Raw genomic sequence first — 18098 nt, forward strand, 5'->3', positions numbered from 1 at the left:
TGCTTATGAAAATAACTCACTATCAGAGTCGTTCTTATAACTATTTAATACGCACCTTCTGGTTATTAACAACCTCTTTTTTATTGGTATTCATCGTGAAATTTCCACCGCTGCTGGCCCTCGGCCTGACGATTCTGGCCGCCTCTACCCAAGCCTTTGGCGGTGCCACTCTGGAGCGCATCGAGAAAAAGCAGGAACTGGTCGGCGTGCTGATGGAAAGCTACCCGCCGTTCTCATTTCTCAATGAGCAGAACCAACTCGATGGCTTCGACGTCGATGTGGCCAAGGCGGTCGCGCAAAAACTGGGCGTGAAGCTGCGTCTGGAAACGCCCTCCTGGGATGTGATCGCAGCCGGTCGCTGGAGCGGCCGTTACGATATATGCATCTGTTCGATGACCCCGAGCAAAGCCCGCGCCGAGGTATTTGACTTTCCGGTGCAGTACTACGCCTCACCGGCGGTGATCGTGGTCAATGCCCAAGACGAGCGCATTCATGGCGCCAAGGACTTGAGCGGCAAGAGGGTCGGGCTTACCAGCGCCTCCAGCTATGAAAGCTACCTGAACAAAAACCTGGTGATCGAAGGCGCCGAAGACACGCAATTGCAGTACCCCTTCGAGGACGTGCAGATCGCGCCCTACGACACCGATAACGTAGCCTTCCAGGACCTCGGCCTGGGTGCAGGGGTACGCCTGGATGCAATCCTCACCAACCTGGTCACCGCCCAGCCGCGCTTGACCGAGGACAAACGCTTCAAGCTCGCCGGCCAAGCGCTGTACTCAGAACCCAATTCGGTGGCGATCGAGAAAGGCGACCCGCAGTGGGACAGCAAAGTGCGTGAAGTCTTCGCCCAGCTGAAACAGGACGGCACCTTGAGCAAGCTGTCGCAGAAATGGATCGGCGCCGATATCAGCCAATGACCGCCTTTCCCCCACCTCCCAAGCCGGTGGCTAGCGAATCGCGGCTACAACGCCTCTTCGGTTTCCGCACCCGCCTGTACCTGACCTGGGCGGTGCTGTTCGCCCTGTTCGCGAGTTTTTTCCTGAGCTTTGACCTGAAGTTCTCGATCATCCTCGACAAGCTGCCCAACCTGCTGGGCCTGAGCCTGGCGCCCAGCGGCTTCCTGCAAGGCGCAGCGCTGACGTTGTTTCTGTGCCTGTGTTCGATCGCGGCTTCGTCAGTGCTGGGGTTTGTCACCGCGCTGGGACGCCTGTCGAAAAGCGCCGTGGCCTTTGGCATTGCCAGCTTCTATGCGTCGTTCTTTCGCGGCACACCGTTGCTGATCCAGATCCTGTTGATCTACCTGGGCCTGCCGCAACTGGGCCTGGTCCCGGGCGCCATCGCCGCCGGGATCATCGCCTTGTCGCTCAACTACGGGGCTTACCTGAGCGAGATCTTCCGTGCCGGTATTCTCGGCGTGCCCCATGGCCAACGAGAGGCCGCCCTGGCCCTGGGCATGCGTGACAGCCTGATCTTCTGGCATGTCACCCTGCCACAAGCCATGCGTACGATCATTCCGCCCACCACTAACCAGTTCATCTCGATGCTCAAGGACTCGTCGCTGATTTCGGTGATGGGTGTCTGGGAAGTGATGTTTCTGGCGCAATCCTATGGCCGCTCCAGTTATCGCTACATCGAGATGCTGACCACTGCGGCGATCATTTACTGGGTGTTGTCCATCGGCCTGGAACTGATCCAGGCCCGTATGGAGCGCCACTACGGCAAGGGTTATGTACGACGCGGCTAAGCTTCAGCCCAGCGAACGGCGCACCCTGACCACCCCCATCTGCAAGCCGAACGGACGAAACACAGCGTTCAACGACTTGAGCGTCTGATTGCCCTCGCCATGCTCGATATGCACCAGCGTGCGCACGGAAATCTTGCACATCCTGGCAAATTGGCTCTGGTGCAGGCCCGTGACTTCAACGCGAAGGCGGCGTACCGCTTCGCCGATTTGCAGGGTGCCTTGGGCCAGGCCCTGCTCGATGCCCTGGATCAGCAGGGCGCGTGTATCCATGCTGACAGTCATCGCAGCAGGAAGCGTTTCGCCGCACCCGCCGGTGCAATGTCATGCAAGAAGGCAGGAGCCGTCTTGAGGAAGGTGACATCCCACTCCAGAGGAAACCGCCCACTCACCGCAGAACAAAAACCTTGTTCAATATCGTCCAGGTGCTCCACGAGATAGTCCTGCCGATAATGAAACCGACAGGGTCCATCAAAACCTTTTTGAGGCTCGGAAAACTCCAGCCGCATTGCGTCGTGCCAATGGCCGGCATTAAAGATTTGCAACATCAGGGAGTGAATGGCTTCCGTTGGCAATTTAATGCACCTTCGGCGAATGAAGCAGGCTTGATTACGCAATATAGTGCATGCGCGATTGCCAAGCCCGCTTTATTTACGCAGTAAAATGCATTTATTGCGTTTAAGCGGGTTAAAAAACGCAATAAAATGCAAACCAGCTCACCTACATTGAGCACGCGTACATTCGCTCCGGACTAAAGACATCTCCCGCGCACTACGCACGCCGCCGCTGACAGTTGTACGCCGGCCACCTCGCTAAATTCCCTGCCTCACATATCAGAGGTTGGGACCGTATGCCCTACACATCCAAGCGACTTGCCATAGTCATGACCTTCGCGCTGAACGCTGCCAGTATTTCAATGGTTGCCGCACGCGGGGATATGGAGCCACCCAGCGACAGCGAGCAGGCACATCCCGTACCTGCCAGCGCTTTTTATTTCGCCGACTACGCCACCACCCACAACGGCCGCAGCGTCGCCCAGGTACTGGACAACGCCATAGACGCATTGTGGGAGCCAGGCGTTCTGAGCGATTACGATCTGGAGCGGATTACCCATGACTACCACTACTTCAGCAACCTGGCGCCCAACAGGCTCGGCGCGGTGCTTGAACAACTGGCCGGCAGCCAGAACGCCAACCTGGGCAGCGCCACCCAGAACAGCCTGGCCCCGCTGAACGCCAGCCTGCTGTCAGTGATGCGCGAGGGGAACGGCGATGCCCCCGGGCGTTTCTGGTTCCAGGGCCTGGGCAGCGGCGCCAGCCTGGGCGGGCAGCACGGCAGCGCCGGCCTGCAGCAACGTACCCGAGGCCTGGTGCTGGGGGCCGATTGGGCCGTGGACCCTGCCTGGCGCGTGGGTGTCGTGGGCGCCAAATCCACCAGCGACCTGAGCGCCAAACGCTTCAAGGCCGGGCTGGACAGCTGGCACCTGGGGGCTTACGCGGTGCGCGAGGACGGGCCACTGGCGCTGCGCCTGGGAGCGATCCATAGCAGCCACGCCGGCCAGAACAAACGCAGTGTCGACTTTGATTTCATCGACTATCGGGAGCAGCTCAAGGGCAAGTACACCGCGCAAAGCCAGACGCTTCTCAGCGAGCTGGGCTATCGCGTGGACCACGGCAGTTTCACCGTCGAACCGTTCGCCGGCGTAGGCTATCAGCGCTACCACCGCGAACGCTTCAAAGAAAAAGGCGGCATGAGCGCCCTCAACGTCGGCGAGCAAACCCAGCAGAATCTGAGCACCACCCTCGGCCTGCGCATGAGCAGCCTCTACACGCTGGACAACCAGATGAGCCTCAAACCTCACGTCAGCGCGAGCTGGAAGCATCTGTACGGCGATGTAGGTAGCAGCGTGCGCCAGTCCTCCGCATGGGTGGACAAGGACGCGTTCAACAGCGATTTCACCATCCAGGGCACCGCGCTGAACCGCGACAGCCTGGCCTTGCAGGCCGGGCTGGGGCTGGCAGTGTCGGCCACGCAGAGCGTCGGCCTGACTTACACCGGTGACGTTGGCGCCCGCAGCACCAGCCAGGCAGTCATGGGCCAATGGACCCTGACCTTCTGAATTTTGCGCAAAAAAAAGGGGGCACATGCCCCCCGAGGATTAAGCGGTAGTGTCGAAGGCTGTGTATCAGCCTTCGATTTCGATCAGGATTTCGCCCGGGTTGACCCGGTCGCCCTTGGCCACATGAACGGCGCTGACCTTGCCGGCGATGGCCGCCTGCACTTCGGTCTCCATCTTCATCGCTTCGGTGATCAGCACGGCCTGGCCGGCCTTGACCACGTCGCCTTCCTTGACCAGCACATCCACGATATTGCCCGGCATGGCCGTACTCACATGGCCCGGCTCGCTGGCTTGCTTGCGTTTGCTGGTGCCGCCGCCGACGAATTCGTTGAGCGGTTCGAATACCACTTCTTCCGGCATGCCGTCGATGGACAGGTAGAAGTGACGCTTGCCTTCGGCCTTGACGCCGACACCGGTGATATCGACGCGGTAGCTTTCGCCGTGTACGTCGATGACGAACTCGGTCGGCACGCCTTCACCACCGGCACGGGCCACGCCGCCGGCTTCAGGGATTGGCAGCAGCACTTCAGGGCTCAGGGTCCCGGCTTCACGCTCTTCGAGGAACTTGCGTCCGATATCGGGGAACATGGCGTAGGTCAGCACGTCTTCTTCGGACTTGGCCAATGCGCCGATTTCGCCACGCAGCTTGGTCATTTCCGGCTTGAGCAGGTCGGCCGGGCGCACGTCGATCACGTCTTCGCTGCCGATGGCCTGGCGCCGCAGTTTCTCGTCCACGGTGCCCGGCGCCTTGCCGTAGCCGCCCTGCAGGTAGAGCTTCACTTCGTTGGTGATGGTCTTGTAGCGCTCGCCGGCCAGCACGTTGAAGAACGCCTGGGTGCCGACGATCTGCGAAGTTGGCGTCACCAGCGGCGGGAAGCCGAGGTCTTCGCGCACCCGCGGGATTTCGGCCAGCACTTCGCTCATGCGGTTGAGGGCGCCCTGCTCTTTCAACTGGTTGGCCAGGTTGGAAATCATCCCGCCCGGTACCTGGTTGACTTGCACGCGGGTGTCGACGGCGGTGAATTCGCTTTCGAACTGGTGGTACTTCTTGCGCACGGCGTAGAAGTACAGGCCGATTTCCTGCAGCAGTTCCAGGTCCAGGCCGGTGTCGAACTCGCTGCCTTTAAGGGCGGCGACCATCGACTCGGTGCCCGGGTGGCTGGTGCCCCAGGCGAAGCTGGAGATGGCGGTGTCGATATGGTCGGCACCGTTTTCGATGGCCTTGAGTTGGCACATCGCGGCCAGGCCAGCGGTGTCGTGGGAGTGGATAAAGATCGGCAGGCTCTGCTCGGCCTTCAGCGCCTTGACCAGCTCGCCGGTGGCGTACGGGGTCAGCAGGCCGGCCATGTCCTTGATTGCCACCGAGTCGCAACCCATGGCTTCCATTTGCTTGGCCTGGGCCACGAATGCCTCGATGGTGTGCACCGGGCTGGTGGTGTAGGCGATGGTGCCCTGGGCGTGCTTGCCCGCCGCTTTCACCGCTTCGATGGCCACGCGCAAGTTACGCACGTCGTTCATGGCGTCGAAGATACGGAACACGTCGATGCCATTCACGGCGGCCTTGGCGACGAAGGCCTTGACCACATCGTCGCTGTAGTGGCGGTAGCCCAGCAGGTTCTGGCCACGCAGAAGCATTTGCAGGCGCGTGTTAGGCAACGCGGCGCGCAGTTTGCGCAGGCGCTCCCACGGGTCTTCTTTCAAGAAACGTACGCAGGCGTCGAAGGTCGCGCCGCCCCAGACTTCCAGGGACCAGTAGCCGACTTTGTCGAGCTTGTCGCAGATCGGCAGCATGTCGTCAGTGCGCATGCGGGTCGCCAGCAACGATTGGTGGGCGTCGCGCAGGATGGTGTCGGTTACGAAGATTTTCTTAGACATTGGAATGTTCCTCACAGGCCTGCGTGGGCGGCGATGGCGGCGGCGATGGCCAGGGCCAGCTCTTCGGGTTTGCGCTTGATCGAGTAGTTGGTCAGCTCAGGGTGGCTTTCCACAAAACTGGTGTTGAACTGGCCGCTGCGGAATTCCGGATTGCGCAGGATTTCCTGGTAGTAGGCGGCGGTGGTCTTCACGCCTTGCAGGCGCATGTCGTCCAGGGCACGCAGGCCGCGGTCCATGGCTTCTTCCCAGGTCAGCGCCCACACCACCAGTTTCAGGCACATGGAGTCGTAGAACGGTGGGATGGTATAGCCGGTGTAGATCGCCGTATCGGTCCGCACACCCGGGCCGCCGGGGGCGTAGTAACGGGTGATCTTGCCGAAGCTGGGCAAAAAGTTGTTCTTCGGGTCTTCGGCGTTGATGCGGAACTGCAACGCAAAGCCACGGTGCTGGATATCTTCCTGTTTTACCGACAGCGGCAGGCCGGACGCGATGCGGATCTGCTCGCGGACGATGTCGATCCCGGTGATTTCTTCGGTGATGGTGTGTTCTACCTGCACCCGGGTGTTCATTTCCATGAAGTACACCTCGCCCTCGGCGAGCAGGAACTCCACGGTGCCGGCGTTCTCGTAGCCCACGGCCTTGGCCGCGCGCACCGACAGGTCACCGATATAGGCACGCTGCTCGGGGGTCAGTTGCGGGCTTGGGGCAATTTCGATGAGTTTCTGGTTGCGGCGCTGGATCGAGCAGTCGCGCTCGAACAGATGCACCACGTTGCCAAAACTGTCGCCGAGGATCTGCGCCTCGATGTGCTTGGGATTGACGATGCATTTTTCCAGGAACACTTCCGCCGAGCCGAAGGCCTTGGTGGCCTCGGAGATCACGCGGGGGAAGGCTTGTTCGAGTTCTTCACGGCTGTTGCAGCGACGAATGCCGCGCCCGCCACCACCGGAGGTGGCCTTGAGCATCACCGGGTAGCCGATGCGGTCACCTTCGGTCAGTGCTTCGGCGATGTCGGCAACGTTGCCTTCGGTGCCGGGGGTGACCGGCACACCCGCCTTGATCATGCTGCGGCGCGCTTCGGTCTTGTCGCCCATGCGGCGAATCACTTCGGCCGATGGACCAATGAATTTGATACCGCGTTCGGCGCAGATATCCGCCAGTTCGGCGTTTTCCGACAGGAAGCCGTAGCCGGGGTGCAATGCGTCGCAGCCGGTTTCCACCGCCAGGTTCACCAGCTTGCGCGGGTTCAGGTAGCCGGCCAGGGGCTCGGCGCCAATGCTGTGGGCCTCGTCGGCGCGCTTGACGTGCAAGGCATGCCGGTCTGCGTCGGAATAGACCGCCACTGAACGGATACCCATTTCGGCACAGGCCCGCACGATGCGGACGGCAATCTCACCACGGTTGGCGATCAGGATCTTTGTTATCACTTGGAGTTTCCCTTGAGCCGATTGCTGCATTCATCGACCTGCTAGACCAGGTCGGCGCGTGACCAAATGTTTCAAGCCAGTCGCGAGATACACACTATGCGCACTTAGGGATTAACAAAAATCAATAATTATTGGGTTGTGTATAAGTAAAGACTTATAGTTGAGCGCACAGACCCCGGCGAGACCTTTTTAATTATGCGTAAGTCATTGATGCGTATGACATTACGTCAATTGCAGATCTTTAATGAGGTCTGCGATTTGCGTTCCTACAGCCGCGCGGCTGAAGAAATGTCCCTCACGCAACCGGCGGTCAGCCTGCAAATTCGCCAGCTCGAAGAGCTGGTCGGCCAGCCGCTGTTCGACTACGTGGGCAAAAAGCTCTACATGACCGAAGCGGCCGAAGCCCTGCAACGGGCCAGCCGGGACATTTTCGGGCGCCTGGAAAACCTCGATATGCAGCTCTCGGACATGCAGGGCTCGCTGCAGGGGCAATTGAAGCTGGCGGTGGAGTCCAGCGCCAAATACTTCGTGCCGCACTTGTTCGCCGCCTTCAAGCGCCAGCACCCGGAGGTGCAGTTGCACCTGACAGTGGTCAACCGCGCCCAGGTGATCCGCCGGCTGTCGGACAACCGTGATGACCTGGTGATCATGTCCATGGTGCCTCAGGACATGGGCCTGGAATTCCTGCCGTTTCTCAATAACCCGATTGTGGCGGTGGCCCCACCGGACCATCCGCTGAGCCTGCAAGGGCCGCTGCGCCTGCAAGACCTGGAGCCTTACACCCTGTTGCTGCGCGAACCCGGCTCCGGGACGCGTTTGGCCTGCGAGGAATACTTCAAGGAAAAGCGCGTGCACTTCACCCAGACGGTGGAAGTGGCCTCGGCCGAGGCACAGCGCGAGTGCGTGGTGGCGGGGTTGGGCGTGGCGCTTTTGACACGCCACGCCCTGAACCTGGAACTGGCCACCGGCGGGCTCAAGGAGCTGCCGGTGGAAGAGCTGCCGCTGTACCGCAGTTGGTGCCTGGTGCAGGCCAAGGCCAAACGCCTGTCACCGGTGGCCCATGCGTTCCTGGGCTTTATCCGCAGCGAGCGGGTGCAGATCAGCGCGCTGGCTGAACGCTTCGCTGGGCAGCCGCGGGTGCCTGCCAGTGCAACTCCGGGTAGTCACTGATGCTCTGCAGCAGTTGACGCTGCTCGCAGCGATCTTCAATTGCACGCCGGAACGCCATGCGGCGCTGGTCTTCCTGCTGACGACGGGTCTTGACGGTGCTGGTGCTGTCTTCGTAGTGCCGGGCCATTTCGAGTCTCCCAATGCGAGTACGGGGAGTTCAGGATGGGCACGGGGGATGACGGTTTGGCGGCGCGGGGGTTACAGGACGATGAATACTGACCTGTGGTGAGCGGGCTTACTGTGATGAAAAGGTTTGTTGTGGCGAGCGGGCTTGTCCCGCGCTGGGCGGCGAAGCCGCCCCAAAAACAGGCAACCAGGAATGTCTGATACACCTCATTGTTCTTGAATGGGGCCGCTTCGCCGCCCAGCGCGGGGCAAGCCCGCTCGCCACAACAAGCCCACTCAGCTCAACAGGCACGCTTGCCAGGAGATCGAGTCAGTCGTCGAGGGCTTTGACGGACTTGGGTGACAACCGCAGGCTGCGCAAGCTGCGCTTGACGCTCTTGAGGTGGTTGACCAGGCTCGGGCCACGCGCCATTGCCACGCCCATCGCCAGCACGTCGATCACCACCAGGTGGGCGATACGCGAGGTCAGCGGGGTGTAGATTTCGGTGTCTTCGTGTACATCGATCGCCAGGTTGACCGTGGACAGTTCCGCCAAGGGCGTCTGGCTCGGGCACAGGGTGATCAACGTAGCGCCGCTTTCACGCACCAGGTTGGCGGTGATCAGCAAGTCCTTGGAACGACCCGACTGGGAAATACAGATCGCCACGTCGGTGGGCTTCAACGTCACCGCCGACATTGCTTGCATATGCGGGTCGCTGTAGGCCGCCGCTGTCAGCAGCAAACGGAAGAATTTGTGCTGGGCATCCGCTGCCACCGCGCCGGACGCACCAAAGCCGTAGAACTCCACGCGCTGGGCCTGGGACATGGCGGTCACGGCTTTTTGCAGCTCGATCGGGTCGAGCTTCTCCCGCACTTCCATCAGGGTGTGCAGGGTGGTGTCGAAAATTTTCAGGCTGTAGTCGGCGACGGAGTCGTCTTCGTGAATCGCGAACTGGCCGAAGCTGGCACCGGCCGCCAGGCTCTGGGCCAGTTTCAGCTTCAAGTCCTGGAACCCCGAGCAACCGATGGCGCGGCAGAAGCGCACGATGGTCGGCTCGCTGATGCCTACGCTGTGGGCCAGGTCAGCCATGGAACTGTGCATCACGGCCGCAGGGTCAAGCAGCACGTGATCGGCAACCTTGAGTTCCGATTTGCGTAACAGGTGGCGCGACTGGGCGATATGTTGCAACAGGTTCAAAGGGCAGGACTCTTGTTATTGGCAGACGCCAGGGATGTAGCAAGCTTGTAGTTATACTACAAGAATTGTTGATTTGCCCGTTCGATGCATCACTAAATCGCCCTACTGCCCCCTGAATCAGCGGGCATATGCCATGTAGCACCCGATGGCGCCTCACTGGCAGTCAGGAAAATCTGCATTTTTTCGTAACAAATCCGCCAACCCTTCGGCCTCGATCGGCCGACTGATCAAATAGCCCTGCACTTCATCGCAATTTTCGGCGCGCAGGAAATCCAACTGCTGCTGGTCCTCCACGCCCTCAGCGACCACCTTGAGTGCCAGGCCGTGGGCCATGGCGATGATCGCCCGGGTAATCGCCAAGTCTTCGCGCCCCTGGCCCAGGCCCCGAATAAAGGTCTGGTCGATCTTCACGTAATCCACCGGGATGCGCTTGAGGTAACTGAGGGACGAATAGCCGGTGCCAAAGTCGTCAATGGCCAGTTTCACCCCCAGGTCGCGCAATTGCTGGAAGGTGGCGATGATGTGCTCGACGCTGTCGAGCAGTTGGCTTTCGGTGAGTTCCAGCTCCAGGTACTGGGGGGCCAGCCCGGTTTCGTCCAGCACCTGGCGCACCAGGCTGACTAATTTGCCCTGGCGCAACTGGTGCACCGACAGGTTGACCGACACGCGAATCGGCGCCAGGCCCTGGCGCTGCCATTCACACGCCTGCCAGCAGGCCTGGCGCAGCACGAACTCGCCCAATGGCACGATCAACCCGGTTTCTTCTGCCAACCCGATGAAATCACCGGGCGGCACGCTGCCCCATTGCGGGTGGTCCCAACGCACCAGCGCCTCGGCGGCGTTCATCTTGCCGGTGGCCAGGCACAGCTTGGGTTGGTAGAACACTTTCAATTGGCGCTCATCGATAGCCTTGCGCAGTTGGTTTTCCAACTGCAGACGCTCCAGGGTGCTGGCCTGCAGGCTGTCGGTATAGAACTGGAAGTTATTGCCGCCCAAATGCTTGGCGTGCTGCATGGCCATGTTCGATTGGCTGACCAGCGCGGAAATTTCCCGGGCGTTATCCGGTAACAGGCTGACACCGATTGAGGCGCTGACCACCAATTCGTGGCCCTCCACCGCCACCGGCACCCGCAGCTTGGCCAGCAGCCGGGTAGCCACGCGCGCCAGGCTCGACAAGCTGCCATAAGCGTCGAACAACACCGCGAACTCGTCGCCGGACAACCGCGCGATGGTGTCGGCTTCCGGTAAGGCGTTGATCAGGCGCCGGGCCATTTTCTGCAGCAATTGGTCGGCGATCTCATGGCCCAGGCTGTCATTGAGCAGCTTGAAGCGGTCCAGGTTGATATGCAGCAACGCCAGGCTACGACCGCCCTGGCGTACCCGTTGATGGGCTTCGCGCAGGCGCTCGCGGAACAGCGAGCGGTTGGCCAGCCCCGTCAGTTCGTCGTAATGGGTGAGGTAGCGCATGCGCTCCTCGGACTCGCGGCGCGCCGACAAATCAGCGAAGAAGCCCACGATATGGCTCACATTTCCCCGAACATCACGCACTACGCTCAGTTGTAGCCATTGCGGGTACAACTCGCCGTTCTTGCGCGCCTCTACCAGTTCCCCCTGCCAACTGCCGTGGCTCAACAAGGCCTGGCGAATCACCGGGAAGTGTCGGCGCGCATCGCGGCTGCACGGCAATTCCACGACGTTGCGCCCGAGCATGTCGTCGATATCAAAGCCGGTGACGCGGCTGAAGGCCTGGTTGACCGCAATCAGCACATATTCCGGATCCAGGATCACAATGCCTTCGCTGGCCGCCTCGAACACCGTGGACGCCAGCCGCAACTGCTCCTCCACCGCCTTGCCGGCGCTGATGTCGCGCCGGGTACCGAGCATGCGTGTCACGCGTCCGCTGGCGGTACGCTCCACGGCCCGCCCGCGGTCTTCGATCCACACCCAGCGCCCGTCGCCGTGGCGCACGCGGTACTCCACCTGATAGTCCTCGCTGCGACCTTTCAGGTGCTCCACCAATGCGCGCTTGAGCAGTGGCAGGTCGTCCGGGTGCAGGCGAGGCTTGAGGTCGCGCAGCATCGCCGTGACGTATTCAGGCTCCAGGCCGAACAGTTCCTTGAGCTGGGTGTGATGGACTTCATCGGTTTGCAGGTTCCAGTCCCACAATCCCAGTTCACTGGCCTGCAATGCCATGGCCAGGCGCGCCTCGCTCTTGCTCAGGGCGAGGCTGGCGGCGTCCAGTTGCTGGCCGCGCTGTTCGACACGGTGTTGCAGGCCGATTTGGGCCTCGCGCAACTCCTGCTCGACCTCGCGCCGCTGCTCGACCTCGCGCACCAGGTCCTGATTCAACTGCTCGCTGCGTTGGCGGGCCTGCTGCAGGTGCTCGATCAGGGCCTGGTTCTGGAAGCGCCGCAGCAAGCCGCGCTGGATCAGGCGATTGACCTGCCATGCCACCAGGCTCAAGGACGCCAGCAGGATCAGGCCCAGGTAACTCCAACCCTGCAATTGCGGTTCGCCGCTGCAGAATAGATAGAGGATGGTGGGGACCAGGCAGGGCAAGGCAAACGACAAAAACGCCGGCAGGCTCACTGCGTAGGCCACGCTGGCCGATAAAGTGGCCGCGCCAATCAGGCCAAACACCCAGGCTTGCTGCACGAAGCTGTCCAGTGGTACCAGGGCAATGGCCGCGCTTGCCAGGGTCAGGCCACTGGCTGCCGAGCCCAGCATGAACATCCGTCGCCAGATCGGCTGCGCCTGCCGGCTGGGCAGGGCGCTATCGAAGGCCGCCACCTGGATCACGCGCAACGCCACCAGGGCCAGCAACCACACCAGCCAACTGCCGACTTGCACATAGCGCTGCGGGCTCCAGAGCAACCAGGCGCAGACCAGGCCGTTAACCAGCATCAATAAGGTGGGCAGCAACGAACCTTGGTACAACAGACGCGTGCGCTCGACCGCCATCTCCATGGCGTAGTGCTTGCGGACAACCTGCGCCGGCGCGAGAGAAGGTCCAGGCAGGTCAGTGCTGAGGGTCATAGGCAGTGTTCTTATAATGGTGAGCCCGAAACGTCGACGGAGCATACACAAGCAGGCGTGCAGACCAAACTGCTCTGGATCATAAAAATCCGCGAATAAACCCGCGTAAACCTTTGGCCCAGAGGGGCTGAACAAGACAGGGCGCGGGCTGCAGGCGATGACTTACCGGTCATCCCTGTGGATCGATTATTTGCCGATTGTAGATCGCCGCTGTTTTTTTGTGCCGACCATCCGGCAATGGGATTTGCCCCCCTTCCCCCGGCACCCTAGAATGCGCCGATGCGCGATGATCTCTCCCTTTTGCTGAACTCCCTCAACGATGCCCAACGCCAGGCCGTAGCAGCCCCCGTTGGCCGTCAGTTGGTCCTGGCCGGTGCTGGCTCCGGTAAAACCCGAGTGCTGGTGCACCGTATCGCCTGGTTGATCCAGGTCGAGAACGCGTCCCCGCATTCCATCCTGTCGGTGACCTTCACCAACAAGGCCGCTGCCGAGATGCGCCACCGCATCGAGCAGTTGATGGGCATCAGCCCGGCCGGGATGTGGGTCGGCACCTTCCACGGCCTGGCGCACCGCTTGTTGCGGGCCCACTGGCAGGAAGCGGGCCTGGCCCAGACCTTCCAGATTCTCGACAGCGATGACCAGCAACGCCTGGTCAAGCGGGTGATCCGCGAGCTGGGCCTGGATGAGCAACGCTGGCCGGTGCGCCAGGCCCAATGGTTTATCAACGGCCAGAAAGACGAAGGCCTGCGCCCGCAACATATACAGGCCAGTGGCGACCTGTTCCTGGCCACCATGCGCAGCATCTATGAAGCCTATGAAGTGGCCTGCCAGCGTGCCGGGGTCATCGACTTCTCCGAGCTGCTGCTGCGGGCCCTCGACCTGTGGCGCGATAACCCCGGTTTGCTGGCCCATTACCAGAAGCGCTTCCGGCACATTCTGGTGGATGAGTTCCAGGACACCAACGCCGTGCAGTACGCCTGGTTGCGCCTGCTGGCCAAGGGCGGCGACAGCCTGATGGTGGTGGGCGACGACGATCAGTCGATCTACGGCTGGCGCGGCGCGAAAATCGAGAACATCTACCAGTATTCCGACGACTTCCCGGATGCCGAGACCATTCGCCTGGAGCAGAACTACCGCTCCACCGCCGGGATCCTCAAGGCCGCCAACGCCTTGATTGCCAATAACACCGGGCGCCTGGGCAAGGAGCTGTGGACCGACGGCGGCGAAGGCGAGGCGATCAACCTCTACGCGGCCTTCAACGAACATGACGAAGCGCGCTACGTGGTGGAAACCATTGAAAGCGCCCTGAAAACCGGACTGGCCCGTAGCGATATCGCCATTCTGTACCGCTCCAACGCCCAGTCGCGGGTACTCGAGGAGGCCTTGCTGCGCGAGCGCATCCCGTACCGCATCTATGGCGGCCAGCGCTTCTTCGAACGTGCGGAAATCAAGAACGCCATGGCCTACCTGCGCCTGCTGGAAGGTCGCGGCAACGATGCGGCGCTGGAGCGGGTGATCAACGTACCGGCGCGGGGCATTGGCGAGAAAACCGTCGAGGCGATCCGCGAACACGCACGGCACAGCGATGTGTCGATGTGGGAGGCCATGCGCCTGCTGATCGTCAATAAAGGCCTGACAGGTCGCGCTGCCGGGGCGTTGGGCGGGTTTGTCGAGTTGATCGACAACCTTGCCGCCAAGTGCCTGGAAATGCCGCTGCACCTGATGACCCAGACGGTGATCGAGCAGTCGGGCCTGATCGCTTATCACGAAGCGGAAAAAGGCGAGAAAGGCCAGGCTCGGGTAGAAAACCTTGAGGAACTGGTCAGCGCCGCCCGCGCCTTCGAGAACAGCGAGGAAGATGCCGACCTGTCGCCATTGGCGGCGTTCCTCGGCCATGCATCGCTGGAAGCCGGCGATACCCAGGCCGACGAACACGAAGACAGCGTGCAGTTGATGACGCTGCACAGTGCCAAGGGCCTGGAGTTTCCCTATGTGTTCCTGGTGGGCATGGAAGAAGGGCTGTTCCCGCACAAGATGAGCCTGGAAGAGCCCGGCCGCCTTGAGGAGGAACGCCGCCTTGCCTACGTTGGCATTACCCGGGCGATGCAGAACCTGGTGATGACCTACGCCGAGACGCGTCGCCTGTATGGCAGCGAGACCTACAACAAGGTGTCGCGTTTCGTACGGGAAGTGCCGAAGGGGCTGATTCAGGAAGTACGCTTGTCCAACAGCGTCAGCCGGCCGTTCGGCGGGGGCCAGCAACAGAATTCCAGCAGTATGTTTGCCGGTTCGGAAATTCCCGAAACCCCGTTCAGCCTTGGCCAGCAGGTCAGGCATGCGATCTTTGGCGAAGGGGTGATCCTCAACTTCGAAGGCGCCGGGGCCCAGGCCCGCGTGCAGGTGAACTTCGCTGAAGGCAGCAAGTGGCTGATGATGGGCTACGCCAAGCTTGAAGCGGTCTAAACGAGCTTGCTCGCGAAGATCGTCAACGATAACGCGGGCATCCTGAATGAACGTGGTGTCTTAGGGTTTTTCGCGAGCAAGCTCGCTCCTACACCGTGTCCGAATACCTCCTACGGAGCATTCGGATTAGGCCTTACGCAAAAGCCCGAAACATTATGTCGCTAGCCACTGTCAGTACACCTGTGCAACATGGCGCGCGTGCAATCCACAAATGGGAATTCCCTTTATGAAACGTTTTCTTAGCATCGCCATGGCGTTGTGCATCGGCCTGACGATGAGCCTCGACGCCAACGCCAAACGCTTTGGTGGCGGCAAAAGCTCCGGCGCAGCGCCGAGCCATCAGACCAGCCAAATGGCCCCCGCCGCTGGCGGCATGGGCGGAGCGGCTGCCACCGCAGGTGCAGCCGGTGCCGCAGGCGCTGCTGCCAAGGCCGGCGGTGCTTCGCGCTGGTTGGGCCCTCTGGCCGGTATCGCTGCCGGTGGCCTGCTCGCTTCCATGTTCATGGGCGGCGGATTCCAGGGCATGCAGATCTTCGACATCCTGATCATGGCGGTCATCGCCTTTGTGATCTTCCGCTTTATCGCCGCCCGTCGCCGCAAGCAGCAGGAGCACCTGGCTCCAGCCGGTGCGCCGATGCAGCGTGAAGTGTTCGAGCAAAAGCCTGCCATGGGTTCGATCTTCGGCGGCTCGGCGGCACCTGCTGCTGCCGCTCGTCCGGTGATCAACGCGCCAGCCTGGTTCAACGAAGAACGTTTCGTCGAAGCGGCCCGCAACCACTTCCAGTCCCTGCAGCAACACTGGGACGCCAACGAAATGGACAAGATCGCCGAGTTCGTGACCCCGCAATTGCTGGAGTTCCTCAAGCGCGAACGTGCCGAACTGGGCGACGCATTCCAGTCGACCTACATCGACGACCTGCGTGTGCAACTGGAAGGTGTGGATGACCGCGCCGACAAGACCATCGCCACCCTGACCTTCAGCGGTGTGTCGAAGACTTCGCGCTTCGACCAGGGCGAAGTGTTCAGCGAAAGCTGGAACATGGAACGTCCGCAAGGCGAAAACCAGCCTTGGCTGGTAGCCGGTATCCGCCAGAACGGCTGATCCGCAAAGGCGCATAGCCTGCTGTAACAAACGCCCCGGTCGGGTGCAGCGCTCCCAAGAGCCTGCACCGCCGGGGTGTTTTTTTGCCTGCGGAAAACTCAGTGCGGAGTTTTACTGGATTAATGAGAACGACTCTCATTATACTCGCCCTCCCCGGTTCTGCCCGAGCATAGGAAAGTGCCGCCGTGCTGGAAAAACTGTTCACTCAACACGCCCCTGCGTTGCATCGTTACTTGTTGCGCAAGAAGTGCTCCCCCAGCCTGGCCTCCGACCTGGTGCAGGACACATTTTTGCGCATCGCCCAGCTGGAGAGCCTGGAACGCGTGCTGTGCGCACCGTCCTATCTGTTTCGGGTGGCGCACAACCTGATGATCGACCATCACCGCCGCTTTGGTGAAAAGCGCTACGAAAACGACCCCACGGCCTTTTTCGCCACGTTGGTCGATGAGACCAGTTGCCCTGAAGAACAGGCACTCGGCGCACTCGAACTGGAACACCTGGAAAGCCTGCTTGAGCGCATGCCTGCCCGTACCCGCGACGTATTTATGCTCTGCCGTGTCGAGGGCATGACGCACAAAGAGACCGCGCGCTATTTACGGATATCCACAAGCTCTGTACAAAAACACATGGCAATGGCCCTGGCCAGGATTGGTCGGGCGCTGGAACCTGGCCAAGAGGGCTGAGCCTTGTGTACGACAAAGAGCCAAAAGGTAAATAGACCCAACCGTGAATGCCTCCCCACAAACTATCGACCCGGTAGAGCGCAAAGCTGCCGACTGGGTGATGCGCCATCGCCAAGGACAGCTTTCGGCACGTGAACTCGAGGCCTTTGAGCACTGGCTGGCTGCCGATCCATTGCACGCCGCCGCCGCCGAGCGCGCCAATCGTGCGTGGCAGGCCACCGCACAGCTCAAGCAACGTCCCGGTTATGTAAAACCCCAGCGCCCGCCGCGTTCTGCCTGGCTGCGCATGCCGGTTGTCGGCGGCAGCGCCTTGGCCGCACTGACAATCGGCTGTTGGATGCTGTTGGCGCCACCTTTCTGGGTGCAAGCCCTGAACAGCGACTATCACACCGGCTTTGGCGAAGTACGCCAGATCACCCTGGCCGATGGCAGCCAGGTGCAGTTGGGCAGCCACAGCATTCTCAACCTGGCCTACGACGACCAGACCCGGCGCGTGCGCTTGAGCCAGGGCGAAGCCGTATTCACACCTGCGCCGATGAATGAACAGGAGCGTCGCCCCTTCACCGTCCAGGCACCCGGCGCCGATATCACGGCACGCGGCACCCGTTATCTGGTGGGCATTGGCAAGGATCGCGAAGGCTGGGTGGGCGTATTGCAGCACCGGGTCGAGGTCAACCTGACCGATCACGGGCGCGATGAGGCAGCCGGCTCGGCATTGCTTGAGCAGGGCAACAGCCTGCGTTTCAGCCCGAAATCGGGCCTTGTACCGCTGAGCACCAGCCCCGAGGAATTGGCCAGTTGGCAGGAAGGACGACTGGTGTTCCAGCGTGAGTCCCTGGCCGACGCCACTGCCCGCATCAATCGCTATCGACCTGGACTGGTGCTGGTCAAAGGTGAGGCGCTGCGCAACGTCAAAATCAGTGCAGTAATGCGTCTGGATAACCTGGACGAAGCGCTCAAGCACCTGGTGGCGCAAGCCCATGGGCGGATTGTCGAGTTGCCTGGATTGACACTGATCTACTGATCAACCTTAAAAATTAAGATAAAAAACTCTATACATAGATCATAACGATCTATCGCGTTTTTGCAGCTGGGCCGTTTCTACTACATGTGAATAAATCTTATTTACTTTAGTGAGGCCGGTTTTGCAGACGCAAGAGAACAACAAAAAGTGCAAGG

15 protein-coding genes are annotated in these 18098 nt (G+C 61.0%); 8 read left to right on the forward strand and 7 right to left on the reverse strand.

Going from position 1 to position 18098, the window contains the following annotated elements:
• Positions 1-95 precede the first annotated feature (95 nt).
• Both FIV38_RS05555 and FIV38_RS05560 read left to right on the forward strand, forming a co-directional pair.
• On the forward strand, positions 96-917 hold the full coding sequence (locus tag FIV38_RS05555; RefSeq protein WP_092232262.1) for an ABC transporter substrate-binding protein: 822 nt from the start codon (positions 96-98) through the stop codon (positions 915-917).
• Complete coding sequence (locus tag FIV38_RS05560) at positions 914-1744, forward strand: amino acid ABC transporter permease (RefSeq protein ID WP_029290023.1); 831 nt, start codon at positions 914-916, stop codon at positions 1742-1744. Before FIV38_RS05555 ends, FIV38_RS05560 begins: the two co-directional genes overlap by 4 nt.
• Before the next feature lie 3 nt (positions 1745-1747).
• On the opposite strand, the gene FIV38_RS05565 is transcribed toward FIV38_RS05560, so the two are convergent.
• Both FIV38_RS05565 and FIV38_RS05570 read right to left on the reverse strand, forming a co-directional pair.
• Complete coding sequence (locus FIV38_RS05565; protein ID WP_371128935.1) at positions 1748-2014, reverse strand: helix-turn-helix domain-containing protein; 267 nt, start codon at positions 2012-2014, stop codon at positions 1748-1750.
• 8 nt (positions 2015-2022) lie between these two features.
• Positions 2023-2316, reverse strand: a complete 294-nt coding sequence (locus FIV38_RS05570; RefSeq protein ID WP_235860955.1) for a hypothetical protein — start codon at positions 2314-2316, stop codon at positions 2023-2025.
• Positions 2317-2591: 275 nt separating this feature from the next.
• Between FIV38_RS05570 and FIV38_RS05575 the strand changes: the two genes are divergently transcribed.
• Entirely contained in the window at positions 2592-3860 is a 1269-nt protein-coding gene (locus FIV38_RS05575; RefSeq protein WP_092232265.1) for an autotransporter outer membrane beta-barrel domain-containing protein, read from the forward strand.
• A gap of 66 nt (positions 3861-3926) precedes the next feature.
• Here FIV38_RS05575 and oadA read toward each other — a convergent pair whose 3' ends face one another.
• A complete protein-coding gene (gene oadA / locus FIV38_RS05580; protein WP_029290033.1) occupies positions 3927-5735 on the reverse strand; it encodes a sodium-extruding oxaloacetate decarboxylase subunit alpha in 1809 nt (602 codons plus the stop codon).
• A gap of 11 nt (positions 5736-5746) precedes the next feature.
• A complete protein-coding gene (locus FIV38_RS05585) occupies positions 5747-7162 on the reverse strand; it encodes an acetyl-CoA carboxylase biotin carboxylase subunit (protein WP_029290035.1) in 1416 nt (471 codons plus the stop codon).
• A gap of 195 nt (positions 7163-7357) precedes the next feature.
• On the opposite strand from FIV38_RS05585, the gene FIV38_RS05590 reads away from it, so the two are divergent.
• Complete coding sequence (locus FIV38_RS05590; RefSeq protein WP_029290038.1) at positions 7358-8332, forward strand: LysR family transcriptional regulator; 975 nt, start codon at positions 7358-7360, stop codon at positions 8330-8332.
• On the opposite strand, the gene FIV38_RS30250 is transcribed toward FIV38_RS05590, so the two are convergent.
• The 3 genes from FIV38_RS30250 to FIV38_RS05605 all read right to left on the reverse strand — a co-directional run bounded on the left by FIV38_RS30250 (position 8262) and on the right by FIV38_RS05605 (position 12671).
• On the reverse strand, positions 8262-8459 hold the full coding sequence (locus FIV38_RS30250; protein ID WP_071610068.1) for a PA3496 family putative envelope integrity protein: 198 nt from the start codon (positions 8457-8459) through the stop codon (positions 8262-8264). The two genes, FIV38_RS05590 and FIV38_RS30250, sit on opposite strands and share 71 nt — an antisense overlap.
• A gap of 309 nt (positions 8460-8768) precedes the next feature.
• Complete coding sequence (hexR, locus tag FIV38_RS05600) at positions 8769-9635, reverse strand: transcriptional regulator HexR (RefSeq protein WP_017739023.1); 867 nt, start codon at positions 9633-9635, stop codon at positions 8769-8771.
• Positions 9636-9788: 153 nt separating this feature from the next.
• Entirely contained in the window at positions 9789-12671 is a 2883-nt protein-coding gene (locus FIV38_RS05605) for a GGDEF domain-containing phosphodiesterase (protein WP_092232268.1), read from the reverse strand.
• A gap of 279 nt (positions 12672-12950) precedes the next feature.
• Between FIV38_RS05605 and uvrD the strand changes: the two genes are divergently transcribed.
• From uvrD to FIV38_RS05625, 4 genes are all read left to right on the forward strand, one after another.
• Entirely contained in the window at positions 12951-15134 is a 2184-nt protein-coding gene (gene uvrD / locus FIV38_RS05610; RefSeq protein WP_029290045.1) for a DNA helicase II, read from the forward strand.
• 226 nt (positions 15135-15360) lie between these two features.
• A complete protein-coding gene (locus FIV38_RS05615; RefSeq protein WP_029290048.1) occupies positions 15361-16236 on the forward strand; it encodes a Tim44 domain-containing protein in 876 nt (291 codons plus the stop codon).
• Positions 16237-16421: 185 nt separating this feature from the next.
• On the forward strand, positions 16422-16919 hold the full coding sequence (locus FIV38_RS05620) for an RNA polymerase sigma factor (protein WP_092232271.1): 498 nt from the start codon (positions 16422-16424) through the stop codon (positions 16917-16919).
• 43 nt (positions 16920-16962) lie between these two features.
• Complete coding sequence (locus FIV38_RS05625; RefSeq protein ID WP_224791155.1) at positions 16963-17943, forward strand: FecR family protein; 981 nt, start codon at positions 16963-16965, stop codon at positions 17941-17943.
• Positions 17944-18098 lie beyond the last annotated feature (155 nt).

Source organism: Pseudomonas proteolytica (assembly GCF_007858275.1).
In the GTDB taxonomy this organism is placed as follows: domain Bacteria; phylum Pseudomonadota; class Gammaproteobacteria; order Pseudomonadales; family Pseudomonadaceae; genus Aquipseudomonas; species Aquipseudomonas proteolytica.

Coding starts and splice junctions, on each gene's coding strand:
- FIV38_RS30250 (WP_071610068.1), bottom strand. CDS start 8,459: ATGGCCCGGCACTACGAAGACAGCACCAGCACCGTCAAGACCCGTCGT.
- FIV38_RS05575 (WP_092232265.1), top strand. CDS start 2,592: ATGCCCTACACATCCAAGCGACTTGCCATAGTCATGACCTTCGCGCTG.
- FIV38_RS05590 (WP_029290038.1), top strand. CDS start 7,358: ATGCGTAAGTCATTGATGCGTATGACATTACGTCAATTGCAGATCTTT.
- FIV38_RS05565 (WP_371128935.1), bottom strand. CDS start 2,014: ATGGATACACGCGCCCTGCTGATCCAGGGCATCGAGCAGGGCCTGGCC.
- oadA (WP_029290033.1), bottom strand. CDS start 5,735: ATGTCTAAGAAAATCTTCGTAACCGACACCATCCTGCGCGACGCCCAC.
- FIV38_RS05560 (WP_029290023.1), top strand. CDS start 914: ATGACCGCCTTTCCCCCACCTCCCAAGCCGGTGGCTAGCGAATCGCGG.
- FIV38_RS05605 (WP_092232268.1), bottom strand. CDS start 12,671: ATGACCCTCAGCACTGACCTGCCTGGACCTTCTCTCGCGCCGGCGCAG.
- uvrD (WP_029290045.1), top strand. CDS start 12,951: ATGCGCGATGATCTCTCCCTTTTGCTGAACTCCCTCAACGATGCCCAA.
- FIV38_RS05615 (WP_029290048.1), top strand. CDS start 15,361: ATGAAACGTTTTCTTAGCATCGCCATGGCGTTGTGCATCGGCCTGACG.